At 73.7% G+C, this 13378-nt stretch carries 13 protein-coding genes; 6 read left to right on the top strand and 7 right to left on the bottom strand.

Going from position 1 to position 13378, the window contains the following annotated elements:
- Positions 1-117 precede the first annotated feature (117 nt).
- Positions 118-1023: a metallophosphoesterase family protein gene (locus BLV02_RS35005; protein ID WP_074946274.1), complete on the top strand. Its 906-nt coding sequence runs from the start codon at positions 118-120 to the stop codon at positions 1021-1023.
- Here the strand turns inward: BLV02_RS35005 and BLV02_RS10855 are convergent.
- The 6 genes from BLV02_RS10855 to BLV02_RS10880 all read right to left on the bottom strand — a co-directional run bounded on the left by BLV02_RS10855 (position 1007) and on the right by BLV02_RS10880 (position 6845).
- On the bottom strand, positions 1007-2545 hold the full coding sequence (locus BLV02_RS10855) for a multicopper oxidase family protein (RefSeq protein ID WP_083288874.1): 1539 nt from the start codon (positions 2543-2545) through the stop codon (positions 1007-1009). The genes BLV02_RS35005 and BLV02_RS10855 overlap by 17 nt on opposite strands.
- Before the next feature lie 309 nt (positions 2546-2854).
- Positions 2855-3088 carry an addiction module protein gene (locus BLV02_RS10860; RefSeq protein ID WP_069112832.1) on the bottom strand — a complete coding sequence of 78 codons (234 nt, stop codon included), beginning with the start codon at positions 3086-3088 and terminating at the stop codon, positions 2855-2857.
- A 66-nt stretch (positions 3089-3154) separates the two neighbouring features.
- Positions 3155-3955: a family 1 encapsulin nanocompartment shell protein gene (locus tag BLV02_RS10865; protein ID WP_069112831.1), complete on the bottom strand. Its 801-nt coding sequence runs from the start codon at positions 3953-3955 to the stop codon at positions 3155-3157.
- A complete protein-coding gene (locus BLV02_RS10870) occupies positions 3952-4947 on the bottom strand; it encodes a Dyp-type peroxidase (RefSeq protein ID WP_069112830.1) in 996 nt (331 codons plus the stop codon). Before BLV02_RS10870 ends, BLV02_RS10865 begins: the two co-directional genes overlap by 4 nt.
- A gap of 21 nt (positions 4948-4968) precedes the next feature.
- The gene (locus BLV02_RS10875) at positions 4969-6312 is read right to left on the bottom strand and encodes a hypothetical protein (protein ID WP_069112829.1); all 1344 of its coding nucleotides are present in this window, start codon (positions 6310-6312) and stop codon (positions 4969-4971) included.
- Positions 6309-6845, bottom strand: a complete 537-nt coding sequence (locus BLV02_RS10880; protein ID WP_216094348.1) for a SigE family RNA polymerase sigma factor — start codon at positions 6843-6845, stop codon at positions 6309-6311. Before BLV02_RS10880 ends, BLV02_RS10875 begins: the two co-directional genes overlap by 4 nt.
- 133 nt (positions 6846-6978) lie before the next feature.
- Here BLV02_RS10880 and BLV02_RS10885 point away from each other — a divergent pair, with 133 nt between their 5' ends.
- Genes BLV02_RS10885 through BLV02_RS10900 form a run of 4 tightly spaced genes read left to right on the top strand, consistent with a single transcriptional unit; the run spans position 6979 to position 10479 of the window.
- A complete protein-coding gene (locus BLV02_RS10885; protein ID WP_069112828.1) occupies positions 6979-8292 on the top strand; it encodes a PQQ-dependent sugar dehydrogenase in 1314 nt (437 codons plus the stop codon).
- 46 nt (positions 8293-8338) lie between these two features.
- Positions 8339-8965, top strand: coding sequence for a hypothetical protein (locus BLV02_RS10890; RefSeq protein ID WP_069112827.1), 627 nt, complete (start codon positions 8339-8341; stop codon positions 8963-8965).
- Complete coding sequence (locus tag BLV02_RS10895) at positions 8962-10167, top strand: PrsW family intramembrane metalloprotease (protein ID WP_069112826.1); 1206 nt, start codon at positions 8962-8964, stop codon at positions 10165-10167. Before BLV02_RS10890 ends, BLV02_RS10895 begins: the two co-directional genes overlap by 4 nt.
- 9 nt (positions 10168-10176) lie before the next feature.
- Positions 10177-10479, top strand: coding sequence for a DUF3817 domain-containing protein (locus BLV02_RS10900; protein WP_069112825.1), 303 nt, complete (start codon positions 10177-10179; stop codon positions 10477-10479).
- Positions 10480-10491: 12 nt separating this feature from the next.
- On the opposite strand, the gene BLV02_RS10905 is transcribed toward BLV02_RS10900, so the two are convergent.
- The gene (locus tag BLV02_RS10905; RefSeq protein WP_069112824.1) at positions 10492-12207 is read right to left on the bottom strand and encodes an IlvD/Edd family dehydratase; all 1716 of its coding nucleotides are present in this window, start codon (positions 12205-12207) and stop codon (positions 10492-10494) included.
- A gap of 158 nt (positions 12208-12365) precedes the next feature.
- Here BLV02_RS10905 and BLV02_RS10910 point away from each other — a divergent pair, with 158 nt between their 5' ends.
- Positions 12366-13376 carry a zinc-dependent alcohol dehydrogenase gene (locus tag BLV02_RS10910; protein ID WP_069112823.1) on the top strand — a complete coding sequence of 337 codons (1011 nt, stop codon included), beginning with the start codon at positions 12366-12368 and terminating at the stop codon, positions 13374-13376.
- Positions 13377-13378 lie beyond the last annotated feature (2 nt).

Below are 13378 nucleotides of genomic sequence, written 5' to 3' on the forward strand. Positions count from 1 at the left end.
GGTGGATGGTTGGCGGTTCGGTGGTGTCCTGGCCCCACCAAACCGCCAGCCATCGCTCGGCCTGGGCGGATGCGGCCGCCGGCGTCCCGCGGCGCCCGGCCCGCGTACGGTGGGCGGGTGCGCCGCACCCTGCTGGGTTACGCCGTCGTCGCCACGGTGCTGGTGGTGGCGGGCGTCGTCGGGGTGCGGCTGGTGCTGGGGCCGCCGTCCGACCCGGCGCCGGCCGCGGTGGCGGGCGAGCCGGCGCCGCCGGTGACCGACGACCCGCTGGCGCGCATGGCCGTCGCGGGCGACACCGGGACCGGCGACGCGGCCGAGCGGGCCACCGTCGCGGAGATGGTGGCGCAGTCCGAGCGTGGCGGAGGCGGCTACGACGCGGTGCTGCTGCTGGGCGACCTCGTCTACGAGGACGGCGACGCCGAGCGGGTCGACGACGCCGTCACCGAGCCGTTCGCGCCGCTGCTCGACGACGGCGTGCCGCTGCTGCCGGTGCTCGGCAACCACGATTACGAGAGCGGCGAGCAGGCCCAGATCATGGCGGCGCTCGGCCGCGACGCCACCTGGTACGAGCAGCGGGTCGGGCCGGCGCGGGTGCTCGTCCTCGACACCGAGCGCACCGGCGACCCGGACCAGACGGCGTGGCTGGAGCAGCGGCTGGCGGCGCCGCAGCCGGCCGGCACATGGACCGTCGTCGCGCTGCACCGGCCGCCGTACTCGGCCGGGCAGCACGGCTCGGACCCGCGGGTGCGGGCCGACTGGGTGCCGCTGTTCGACGAGTACGACGTGCCGCTGGTGCTGGCCGGCCACGACCACGACTACCAGCGCTCGGACGTGCTGGACGGTGTCGTCTACGTGGTGTCGGGGGCGGGTGCGAAGCTGCGGCCGACCGGGCAGGCCGACTTCACCGCCGTCAGCTCGTCCACCCTGCACTACGTGGACCTGCTGGTCTACGCCGACCGCCTGGTCGGGCGGGCGATCGACCAGTCGGGCGCGCTGGTCGACGTGTTCACGGTGCCGCGGTAGCCGCCTCGTCGACGGTGAAGCCGAACATCATGCCGCTCTCGTGGTGCTCGGCGATGTGGCAGTGCGCCATCCAGCGGCCCGGGTTGGTCACGTCGAACAGGAGGTCGACGGTCTCGCCGGTGCGGACCAGCACGGTGTCCTTCCACACCAGGTTCGGCTCGGTCGCGCCGTCGCGGGCGAGGACGAGGAACCGGCCGGCGCCGTGCAGGTGGAACGGGTGCTGCATCGGATGGTCCGACTCCAGCTCGTTGACCAGCCGGATCTTCACCCGCTGGCCGGCGGTGAAGCGCCAGTCGGGCTCCTCGCCGGTAGCGGGGTCGACGATGCGCCAGGCGACGGTGGCGGAGGTCGAGGCGCGGTTCATCTCCACCATCTCGTCCTCCCACTCGATGCCGTCCGCGGTCGCACTGGGGCCGTGGTGGCCGCCGTGGGCGTGGGCATGGTGGCCGCCGTGGTCGCCGTGGTCCATGGCGAGCTCGGCGACGAACGACAGCACCTCGTCCGGCTCGGCCGCGAGCCACGGGTCCAGCCCGGCCCGCTCGGCGGCGAGGTCGGGCGCGCCGCCGAGGGCCTCGAACGCCGCGGTGAGGTCCGGTGTGGCCGGGGTGGCGCCGACCGTCACCGTCGCCAGCCGGTGCGTGCCGACGGGGGTGTGGTGCTCGAGCGCGTACGCGCCCGGCGCCGGGAACAGCACGTCGACGACGGTCCGCTCGGACGGTGCGACCACCACGCCGTCGACGAACTCGTCGTGCTCGACGCGGCCGGAGTCGCCGCCGACCAGCTTCATCCGCGCGCCCGGCACCCGCACGTCGAACGTCCGGGTGTTGGCGGTGTCGACCAGCCAGAACCGCACCACCTCGCCGGCGTTCGCCGTCAGCCCGGGAGCCGGGTCGCCGCCGGTGAGGTACACGTTGCCGAACCGGCCCATGGCCGCGTGCGTCGTCTCGGCCGGGCTGAACGGCGCGATGCGGCCGTCCTCGACCAGCAGGTCGTCCAGCGTCAGGACGACGTCGCGGTGCGCGGGCGGCCAGTAGTCGTCGTCGGCGGGGCGGACCAGGATGGTGCCGTAGAGGCCGAGCTCCTGCGTGTAGTCCTCGCGCAGGTGCGGGTGGTACCAGTACAGGCCGGGGTCGGGGAAGCGCAGCCGGTACGTGTGCCGCCCGCCGACGGCGATCGGCGCCTGCGTGGCGCCCGGCACGCCGTCGCTGCTGTTGTCCAGGCGCAGGCCGTGCCAGTGCACCGTCGTCTCCAGGTCGCCCTCGTTCGCGACGTCGACGGTGAGCTCGGTGTCCTGGCGGACGGTCAGCGCCGGGCCGGGGACCGAGCCGTTGTAGGCGAGCATGCGCACGGTGGCGCCGTCGAGCCGCTTCGCCACCGGGGCGATGGTCAGCGCGACGGTGGCGCCGTCGCCGGGCTCGAGCGTGGCGGGCGCGGTGGCCTCGGGCAGCCCGGCCGGGTCGGTCGGGAACGGCGCCGCGGCGGGCGTGTGGTGGTGCGCGTGGTCGTGGCCGGGGTGCTCCATACCCCGACGATGCACCACCCGGTCACGGGGGTACAGAGCCGGGGTGCCCTCCCGGCCGGATGACACCTGCTCAGGACTCCAGCGCGATTCCTGCTCTGGGGAACCGTGGCACCGGTGCCCTGCGCACCGGGATGTCCGCCGTGACGCCTGGCACTGTGCCTCCGGCCTCAGGCCATCGGCTGATGTGGGAGATGGTGCTGTCGACGGCCGCGAGGAAGTCGGCACCCAACCCGTGGCGATGTCGCTCGTACCATCGGATCGCTCCTTCGAGCTCGGCCGATGCCTCGGGCTCGATCCGGGTCTTGCGGCTCAACGGTCGCTGAGACGAGCGCGGACGGCGCCCCAGTCTTCGGCACTCGACTCACCTGCGAGCACGCGACGCGCTCGCCGTTCGATCTCGCGGGCCCAAGCTGCTTCGACGGACTGACGATCGGTGTCGCCGGACTCATCGAGGCTCGCCAACAGCTCGGCCGCGACGTCGGCGCGGTCGGTGCGGGGCAGCGCCAGCGCTGCGCGCAGCAGTTCTTCGGCTCGGCCCGTCATGAGATCAGTCTAGGCACCATCCGGCATCACCCGCGCGGTCGAAAGGCCAGGCTGTGGACAACCGCGCTAGCTCTCCAGCGCCACGCCGGATTCGCCTGTCTGGACGAGGAAGGTGAAGGCCTCCTCGAAGTACAGCGTCACCGAGTCGGCGTCGTGGGAGAGGTAGCCGATGGAGAGGTCCTGGGCGAGGTGCAGCTCGTAGTCGCCGCCGCGGGCCGAGAGCAGCAGGCCGCCGTCGATGGCGGGGGCGAAGACGATCTCGCCGTCGTGCAGGACGCGGGCGACGTGCTCGCGGATGGGGTAGCCGTGGTCGGTGGTCTCCTCGACCGCCGTGTACACGTCCGCCGACAGCAGCAGGCTGTACGGGCCGCCGACACCGGCGAGGCGCAGCGTGGTGAGGGCGTGCGCGGCGACGTCGGGGAGGTCGCGGACGTCGCCGGGCAGCGCGATGGGGGTGTTGGTGGTGCCGGCCACGATGCCCTCGATGCCGGCCGCCGCGAAGCCGGCCACGATGGCGCGGTCCTCGGCGTACGCGATCTGCTTCGCCGCGTCCTTCACCGGCTGCCAGTCGGCGTCCTTGGCGCCGCGTTCGACGTCGTCGACGGCCTGGCGGTCGACGGTGAAGGGGACGCGCAGCTCGACGACCGGCTTCACCTCGCGGCTGCGCGCCAGCACGCCGTCGCCGGGTGCGTCGAGCGTGCGCAGGTGGCCGGTGCCGACCCCGTGCAGGACGTCGTCGCCCGGGCCGATGACGTCGACGACGCGACGGGCGGCGACGTACTGGACGAACGTGCGGCGCGCCTCGGCCTCGATGTCGGCCCAGGCGGCCGCCGAGACGGGCGCGAGTTCACGGTGCAGGTTGTTCATGAGGCGTCGCTCCTCCTGAGACTGCCGACGTTCAGGCTGCCGTCGGTCGCGGGCGTCGGGCTCGGTGGGTCGGCGAGGCCGTCGAGGGCATCGACCGTGGGGACGGCGAACAGGGCGCCGGTGACCGCGACGGAGAAGTCGAGGATGCGGTCGTGGTTGCCGGGCGGCCGGCCGACGAACATGTTGACCAGCATCTCCTCGATGACGTCGGGGTGCGCGGCGTAGCCGATGAAGTAGGTGCCGAACTCGCCCGTGCCGGCCCGCCCGAACGGCATGTTGTCGCGCAGGATCTCGCGCTCCTCGCCGTCGTCGTCGGTGATGGTGGTGAGCGCGACGTGCGAGTTCGCCGGCTGCTCGGCGTCGGACAGCTCGACGTCGGAGAGCTTGCGGCGGCCGATGACCCGTTCCTGCTCCTCGACCGGCAGCGCGTTCCAGGCGTCCATGTCGTGCACGTACTTCTGTACGACGACGTAGCTGCCGCCCTCGAACCCCGGCTCGTCGGAGAGGACGGCGGCAGCGGCGGCCGCGCCGGTCGGGTTCTCCGTCCCGTCGACGAAGCCGAGGAGGTCACGCTGGTCGAAGTACCGGAACCCGTGCACCTCGTCGACGACGGTGGCCGCGCCGGCCAGCCGCCCGGTGATCAGCGTCGCCAGCTCGAAGCAGAGGTCCATGCGCCGGGCGCGCAGGTGGAACAGCAGGTCGCCGGGGGTGGCGGGCGCGGTGTGCGTGCGTCCGGCGATCTCCTGGAACGGGTGCAGCCCGGACGGCGGGTCGCCGCCGATCACCCGCGGCCAGGCGGCGGCCCCGATGCCGGCGACGCAGGTCAGGCCGTCGCCGGGGCCGCGGAAGCCGACGGCGCGGGTCAGTCCGGACAGGTCGGCCAGCAGGTCGCGGGCGGTGTCCTCGCCGCCGTCGTCGACCGTGACGACGAGGAAGATCGCGGCCTCGGTCAACAGGCCCAGCACGTCCTGCGGCGTCGCGGCGTCGGTCACCGTCGCATTATCGCCCTCCGCTCACCAGCGTTGCAGCCCGAAGCCGTACGCGTCGCTGTACTGGTCGACCCGGACGGCTGGGGTGGCCAGCTCGCAGGCGCCGGTGAGATCGCAACGCACCAGCGCCACCTGCCGCTCGGCATCGTCCACGAGACGGACGCTGAGCAGCACATGGTCGTCGTCCTCGAAGGTGGCGGCGCCGATGTACCAGCCGTCGTAGGTGTGGACGACCGCACCGGTGCGGGCCTCGACCACCACCATGGACGCGTTGCCCTCGCCGTCGCGGTAGTCGTCCGCTCCGACGAGGTATCGCCCATCTGGGCTGAAGTGGTCGAACGAGTACTCGCAGGTGCTCCACAACGGCTCGTCCGCGTCGGCCTCGTACACCGCCGAGCAGGTCCCGTCATCCCTGATCTCGGTGAAGCCGACGACCAGCCCGGCGGGCTGTGACACGGCAGTGACCTCGACGATGTCCCAGGGTGGCGTGATGGGCGGCGTCGGCTCGCCGGGAGCGAAGCTGTCGATCCGGACGCCCGCCCACAGCTCCTCGTCGGTCGAGACGTTCGACACCAGGGCGTAGTCGTCGAGGAAGCCGACCGGATCCAGCTGCTGGTCGGGCGGTACGTCGCGGCCGCCGGGTCCGGTGCCGCCACCGTCGGCCTGCCCGGCCCACACGATGTCTTCCGCGGGGAGGTACTCCGCGAGCAGGAAGCCGTCGTAGGAGAGCACCGGGCCGTTGCCCGGCTCGCGGCCCACCACGGCGCCGGTGGCGTCGGAGTTGCCGATGTCGGGAAGGCGGCCCTCGGTCGTGCCCGGCAGCTGCCCGATCGCGCCGTCCCGGATGGCGAACGGGAAGAACATGTCCTCCGGGATCGGCAGCTCTCGGCCGTCTTCGGTGTAGAAGGTCGTCTCGAAGACCCAGCTGATCGCGGGTGGCGCGCCGGTGGGCATGCCGTCCAGCACGAGTTCGGTGGTTCCGCCGGCGACGGGTTGCTCGGGCTGCTGGGGTTCGTCGGTCTCCACCGGCGGGACCGCCGGCGGCGACGAGGGGGGCGTGCTCGGGGGCGGCGTCGTGGGGTCGGGCGACGGGGTCTCGCTCGGAGTCGGGGCAGGGGTCTGCGACGTCGTCGGTGAGTGCGCCGGGTCGGGCGCGGTCTGCGGCACCGGCCGTAGCGACAGCGCGGCCGGGACGGCGACGGCGAGGGCGACCGCGGTCACGCCGGCGACGGCGATCGCGCGGCGGCGGCGGACGACGCGGGCGTGCCGGCGGGCGCGCCCGGCCATGCCGTCGGCGCCGGCCACCTCGCCGGAGCGACGGCGGAGCTCCGCTGCCAGCGTGTTCTCGAGATCGTCGAACTCGTTCACCGGTCGTTCCCCCTTCGCTCCTGGAGCCGCTTGCGCAGGGTCGCCAGCGCCCGGCTGGTCTGCGACTTCACCGTGCCCACCGAACAGCCGAGGGTGGCGGCGACGTCCTGTTCGCTCAGGTCCTCGTAGAAGCGCAGGACGACGGCGGCGCGCTGCCTCGGCGGCAGCTCCTGCACCACCGTCCACAGCGCGTCGCGTTCGCCGAGCGTGTGGCCGAAGTCCGTGGTGACGGGCCGTTCCGGCACGGCATCGGTGGTGGTCTCGCGGCGCCGCCAGGCACGACGCCACCAGCTGGAGTGCTCGTTGATCATGATCCGCTTCGCGTACGCGTCGACGGATCCGGCCCGCTCCAGCCGGTTCCAGGCCAGGTACAGCTTGGCCAGCGTCGTCTGCAGCAGATCCTCGGCGGCGTGCTGCTCGCCCGTGAGCAGGTACGCGAGGCGCAGCAGCCGCACCTGGCGCGCCTCGACGTACTGCTCGAACGCACGGTCACGATCCATCGCGACCGGCGCCGCGTCTGCGTCGATGTCCATCCCACCCCCTCGGTCATCCCTGAAGACGCGAGCGGGCGGGCCGAAGTTGCATCGGCGAAAGGCAATCCTTCCGGCGCTGTGTCACGTATTACCGGCCGCCCTAGCGATCAACCCATCGTCAAAGGGAGATGCCATGCCCGCCACCCCCGTCCCTCGCAGGCTTCGCCTCGCGCTGCTGCTCCCGCTGTTGCTGGTCGCCGCCGTGGCGACGTCCGCGGCCGCGCAGGCCGGCCGCGACGACCGCCCGCTTCCCGTCTCCGAGCTGACCGTCGGCAGTGAGGTCGTCGCGACGACAGGGCTGCGGCTGTCCGCCATCGGCACGCCCGACGACGGCAGCGGCCGGCTGTTCGTCGTCGACAAGGCCGGCCGGGTGCTGGTGTTCCACCCGGACACCGGCGTCCTGGACCCGCAGCCGCTGCTCGACCTCACCAGCCGCGTCAGCACCGCCGGCAACGAGCGCGGCCTGCTCGGCGTGGCGCCGTCGCCGGACTTCGCCCGTACGCACACGCTGTTCGTCTCGTACACCGCCCTCGGCACGGGCGTCGAGAACGGCGCGCTCACCGTCTCGCGGTTCGAGCTCGACAGCGCGGGACAGACGACCATCGACCCGGCCACGGAGGAGCGGGTGCTCCGTCAGCAGCACAACCTCAACGGCAACCACAACGGCGGCGACCTGATGTTCGGGCCCGACGGCTACCTGTACTGGAGCACCGGCGACGGCGGCAGCGCGGACGACCCGCTGTACGGCGCGCAGAACCTCAGCACGCTGCTCGGGAAGATCGTCCGGATCGACGCCATGCGCGAGTGCGACGGCCGGCTCTACTGCATCCCGAAGGACAACCCGTTCGCCCGCAGCGCCGTCGGCCGGCCGGAGATCTGGGCGTACGGCCTGCGCAACCCGTGGCGGTTCTCCATCGACGAGCGGACCGAGTCGATCTGGATCGGCGACGTCGGCCAGAACCGCTGGGAGGAGATCAACCACGTCTCCCTGGACGACGACGACCAGCCGCGCGACGGCTGGAACTTCGGCTGGTCCTGCCGCGAGGGCGAGGATCTGCACCGTCAGCCCGCGAGCGCCGGTGAGGGCCCGGACCCGTTCCTCGACATCCGCTGCAACCCGCGGGCCCAGTACACCGACCCGGTCTTCTCCTACGGTCTCGCCGACAACGACCGGTGCGCCGTCATGGGCGGCGTCGTCTACCGCGGCGAGGAGTTCGAGGATCTCGCCGACGGCACCTACGTCGCGGCCGACTACTGCACCGGCCAGGCGTTCGCCGTCCAGGAGCAGCGGCGCGGCCGGCACGTCGCCAGCGACGCGGTGGGCCAGCTGCCGCCGCGGATCACCTCGTTCGGGACGGACGCCGAGGGCGAGGTCTACTTCGTCACCGACACCGTCGCGCCCGGCACCGGCGCGATCCACCGCCTCACCTTCGCGCCCGCGGACTGACGCCGAACCGCTTGCCGTCGCCCGGCCGCCGGGTGTTGCATGGATCATGATCGAGACACCGGCGGCCCGGGTGCCGGCCGAGCACCGCCTGCTCGGCCTCGACCGGCGCACCTTCCCGTTCGCCCTCGTGGCGCTCGCCGTCTGGGCGTTCTGGGTGGCGCTGGTCCCGTGGATCGACGACCACGTGGCCTGGGACGACCGCGTCGAGGCCGGCGACGTCATGCTGGTGACCCCCGACGTCACGTTCACGCCCGCGGTGGGCTGGGACGTCACCAGCGGCATCCGGGTCGGCGACGACACCGTGGTCGGCGACCAGTCGCCGCCCGACGTCGTGCTGACCGACGGCTCCGTCACGCTGGTCATGCGGGCCGGGCCGTGGGACGGCACGCCGCGCGAGCTGTTGCGGCAGATCACCGCCATCACCACCACCTCCGAGGGCGGCGACGCCTTCCGCGTCACCGGCCCGGCCGGCACCGTCACCACCGGCCAGGGCCACGCCGGCGCCGCCGAGAACTTCACGTCGCCGCGGGTCACCGGCCTGCTGGCCGCGTTCGTGTTCGGCGGCGACGGCGTCGAGGTGCAGGCCGTCGGCCCGCCTGACCAGCTCTCGCAACGCGAGGACGAGATCACCGGCATGATCGAGAGCCTCACCGAGGCCGGGAGCGCGTCGTGACGGCCACGGCGGCGGGCGACCCCCGCGGCGTGCTGCTCGACGACCGCCGGGCCGCCATCGAGGAGTCCGGCTGGGGCGCGCCGTTCGTGTTCCGGCAGCCGCACAACGCCTGCTGGTGGGTGTACCTGGCGCTGGTGGCCAGCGGCCTGTGGCACACCTGGCGGCTGCTGGCCGGCTCGGTCCCGGCGTACGGCGACGCCTACACGGCGGCGCTGCTCGGCGCGGCCGCGTTCACCGCCGTCTTCGTGCTGTTCCTGCGCTGGGCCGACCGGTGGGAGCGCACGCCCGCGGGGCTGGCCGTCGCGGCGTTCGTGTTCGGCGGCTTCGCGGCGACGTACGCCATCGCGCTGCCGGCCAACGCGGCGATGATGTCGCTGTACGCGAAGCTGTTCGGCCAGGGCTGGGCGGAGGACTGGAAGGCCGGGCTGACGGCGCCGTTCGTCGAGGAGACCGCCAAGGGCATCGGCTTCCTGCTGCTGCTCGGGCTCGCGCCGGTCGTCATCCGCACGGTCGCCGACGGGCTGATCGTCGGCGCCTACGTCGGGCTCGGCTTCCAGGTGCTCGAGGACGTGCTGTACGGCGGCAACGCGGCGGCCGAGCACTTCGGCGCCGACCAGGTCGGCAGCGTGCTGAGCACGTACGCCGCCCGCATGGTCACGGGCATCTCGTCGCATGCGCTGTACACGGCGCTGTTCTCGGCCGGCCTCGTGTATCTCATCGGGACGGTGGCGCAGCCGAGGCGGGCCGGGCGGGGTCTGCTGCTGATCCTCGCGGCCATGGTGATCCACGGCGTCTGGGACTCCGCGGCGGCGCTCGGCGGCGGCACGGTGGTGTCGCTGCTGATCCTGGCGGCCACCGTCGTCGTCAGCCTGGTCGTGCTGCTCGTCGCCATCCGCTGGGCCGGCCGCCGCGAGCGCGGCTACCTGACGGCGATCCTGCGCCCCGAGGTCGGCGAGGGCGTGCTCACCGAGCCCGAACTGGACGCCGCGACGGGGTACCGGCGGCAGCGCCGGGCGGCGGTGCGGCAGCGCCGTCCGGGGACGTCGCGCCGGGCCGAGAAGCACGTCGTCCGGGCCGCCCGCGACCTCGGCCACGACCTCGCCGCGGCCGGCGGCGAGACGTCCGGCGCGGTGGCGCACTCGCGCGCCGAGATCGCGCGGCTGCGCGGGGCCGCTGCGTCGGCGGCCCCGCCCGGCCCGTAGGGTGTCGGGGTGAGTGCTGCGCTTCGCTGGTTCCGGGTCGCGGCCGTCGCCGAGGGCATCTCCTGGGCCGGCCTGCTGATCGGGATGTTCTTCAAGTACGTCGTGGTCGAGAACGAGATCGGGGTGCAGATCTTCGGCCCCATCCACGGCGGCGTCTTCATCGTCTACCTCGTCACCGTCATCGCCGCCTGGCGCGCGGAACGCTGGTCCTTCACCACGACGATGCTCGGCCTGGCCTCGGCCATCCCGCCGTTCATGACGGTCTGGTTCGAGCGCCGCGTCGTGCGCGAGCCCGTCGCCGTCGCTCAGTAGGCCGTCCGGCGGTCAGTGCGACTCACGGCTGACCTCCGATCCGCTGGAGCCGAGCAGGAAGTCGAGGTCGGCGCCGGTGTCGGCCTGGAGTACGTGGTCGACGTAGAGCCGTTCCCAGCCGCGGACCGGGCGGGCGTAGCCGTCGACGGTGGCCCGGCTGGGGGAGCGCGCGGCCAGCTCGGCGTCGTCCACCTCGACGTCGATGCGCCGCGCGGCGACGTCCAGGCTGACGACGTCGCCGGTGCGGACGAGCGCGAGCGGCCCGCCGTCGGCCGCCTCCGGCGTCACGTGCAGCACGACCGTGCCGTAGGCGGTGCCGCTCATCCGGCCGTCGCACACCCGGACCATGTCGCGCACACCCTGGGCCAGCAGCTTCGCCGGCAGCGGCAGGTTCGACACCTCCGGCATGCCGGGGTAGCCCTTCGGGCCGCAGCCGCGCAGCACGAGGACGGAGCCGGCCGTCACGTCGAGGTCGGGGTCGTCGATGCGGGCGTGCAGGTCCTCGATGCTGTCGAACACGACCGCCGGGCCGCGATGGCGCAGCAGCTCCGGTGACGCGGCGGCGGGCTTGATCACCGCGCCGCGGGGCGCCAGGTTGCCGCGCAGTACCGCGATGCCGCCCTCCTCGACCAGCGGCGCCGACCGCGGCCGGATCACCTCGGCGTCCCAGATCTCGGCGTCGTCCAGGTACTCGACCAGCGGCCGGCCGGTCACCGTCAGCGCCGTGGGGTCGAGCAGGTCGCGCACCTCGCGCAGCACCGCCGGCAGCCCGCCGGCGCGGTGCAGGTCGTCCATCAGGAACCGGCCGGCCGGCAGCAGGTCGACCAGCACCGGGACGCGCGAGCCGATGCGGTCGAAGTCGTCCAGCGTGAGTTCGACGCCCAGGCGCCCGGCGACGGCGAGCAGGTGCACGACCGCGTTGGTCGAGCCGCCGATGGCGGCCAGCGCCACGATGGCGTTGTGGAACGACGCCCTGGTCAGGACGGTGCTGGGCCGGCGGTCCGCGGCGACCAGCTCGACGGCGAGCCGGCCGGTGCCGTGCGCGGCGGCCAGCAGCCGGCTGTCCGGCGCCGGGGTGCCCGCGACGCCCGGGACGACCATGCCCAGCGCCTCGGCCAGCAGGCCCATGGTCGACGCGGTGCCCATGGTGTTGCAGTGGCCCTTGCTGCGGATCATCGCCGACTCGGAGCGGGTGAAGTCGTCGCGCGACAGCGTCCCGGCGCGGACCTCCTCGGACAGCCGCCAGACGTCGGTGCCGCAGCCCAGCGGCGTACCGCGGAACGTGCCGGTGAGCATCGGCCCGCCGGGCACGACCACGGCCGGCAGGTCGACCGACGCGGCCGCCATGAGCAGCGCCGGGATGGTCTTGTCGCAGCCGCCGAGCAGCACGACGCCGTCGACCGGGTTGCCGCGCAGCATCTCTTCGGTGGCCATGGCCGCGAGGTTGCGCCACAGCATGGCGGTGGGCCGCAGCTGCGTCTCGCCCAGCGACAGCGCGGGCAGCTCGAGCGGGACGCCGCCGGCCTGGTGGACGCCGTCGCGCACCGACCGCGCCACCTCGTCCAGATGCCGGTTGCACGGCGTGAGGTCGGACGCGGTGTTCGCGATGGCGATCTGCGGCCGGCCGGTGAACGCGTCGTCGGGCAGGCCGCGGCGCATCCAGGCGCGGTGGATGTAGGCGTCGCGGCCGTCGCCGCCGTACCACTGGGCGCTGCGGAGCTCGGTCACGACGCTCCTTCCGGTTGTCGACCCGGCGATCTACTATCCGGAACGTGCGAGGTGCCGACATCGTCGCGGGCGGCAACCGTCCCGGTCAAGCGGGCGACCGGGTGGCCGGCTCCGACCGCGTGCTGCGTTCGTGCTGACCGGCCGGTTGGGGAGAGTGGATGAGGGCGTTCGTGCTGACCGGGCCCGGCGCGGGCGGGGTCCAGGACGTGCCGTACCCCGTGGCGGCGCCCGGCGAGGTCGTCGTCGACGTCGAACGGGCCGGGGTCTGCGGCACCGACGCCGAGTTCTTCAGCGGCGACATGGCCTACCTGCGCTCCGGGCACACGACGTACCCGCTGCGGCCCGGCCACGAGTGGGCCGGCGTCGTCTCGTCGGCCGGGTCCGGCGTGGATCCGGCGTGGCTGGGGCGGCGGGTCATGGGCGACACCATGATCGGCGACGGCAGCTGCCGGCGCTGCCGCCGCGGCCTCCAGCACGTGTGCGAGGCGCGGCAGGAGGTCGGCGTCCGCGACGGCCGGCCCGGCGCGCTGGCCGAGCAGCTGGCCGTCCCCGCGTCGTCGCTGCACGCGCTGCCCGGCTCCGTCGACGCCGTGCTGGGCGCGCTGGTCGAGCCGGGCGGCAACGCGCTGCGAGCGGCGCGGGCCACCGGCGCCGGTCCGGGCGACCGGGTGCTGGTGTTCGGGCCCGGCACCATCGGGCTGATGGCGGCGATGTTCGCCCGCGCCGACGGCGCCGAGGTGCACCTGATGGGCCGCACCGAGGCGTCGCTGCGGTTCGCCCGGTCGCTGGGGTTCGAGCACGCGTGGACCGAGGACGAACTGCCGGACCTGCCGTTCGACGCCGTCGTCGACGCCACCAACGCCGCCCACCTGCCCGCACGCGCCGTCGAACTGGTCGAGCCCGGCGGGCGGGTCGTCTACATCGGGCTGTCCGCGACGCCGAGCCGGCTCGACACCCGCCAGCTGGTGCTCGGCGACGTCACCGCGGTCGGCATCCTCTCCGCGTCGCCCGGCCTGGCCGCGACGATCGAGGCGTACGCGAGCGGCGCGGTCGATCCACGTCCGCTGGTCGGCGCCACCGTCGGCCTCTCCGACGTCGCCGCCGTCCTGGCCGGGACGCACCCCACCGGACCCGCCCCCAAGGTCCACGTCGACCCACGGCTGGTCTGAAC

Source organism: Jiangella alba (assembly GCF_900106035.1).
GTDB lineage: Bacteria > Actinomycetota > Actinomycetes > Jiangellales > Jiangellaceae > Jiangella > Jiangella alba.

Bases quoted from the DNA above. Each gene is read 5' to 3' on its own strand.
- BLV02_RS10855 (WP_083288874.1), bottom strand. From the start codon at position 2,545: ATGGAGCACCCCGGCCACGACCACGCGCACCACCACACGCCCGCCGCG.
- BLV02_RS10860 (WP_069112832.1), bottom strand. From the start codon at position 3,088: ATGACGGGCCGAGCCGAAGAACTGCTGCGCGCAGCGCTGGCGCTGCCC.
- BLV02_RS10865 (WP_069112831.1), bottom strand. From the start codon at position 3,955: ATGAACAACCTGCACCGTGAACTCGCGCCCGTCTCGGCGGCCGCCTGG.
- BLV02_RS10880 (WP_216094348.1), bottom strand. From the start codon at position 6,845: ATGGACATCGACGCAGACGCGGCGCCGGTCGCGATGGATCGTGACCGT.
- BLV02_RS10885 (WP_069112828.1), top strand. From the start codon at position 6,979: ATGCCCGCCACCCCCGTCCCTCGCAGGCTTCGCCTCGCGCTGCTGCTC.
- BLV02_RS10890 (WP_069112827.1), top strand. From the start codon at position 8,339: ATGATCGAGACACCGGCGGCCCGGGTGCCGGCCGAGCACCGCCTGCTC.
- BLV02_RS10910 (WP_069112823.1), top strand. From the start codon at position 12,366: ATGAGGGCGTTCGTGCTGACCGGGCCCGGCGCGGGCGGGGTCCAGGAC.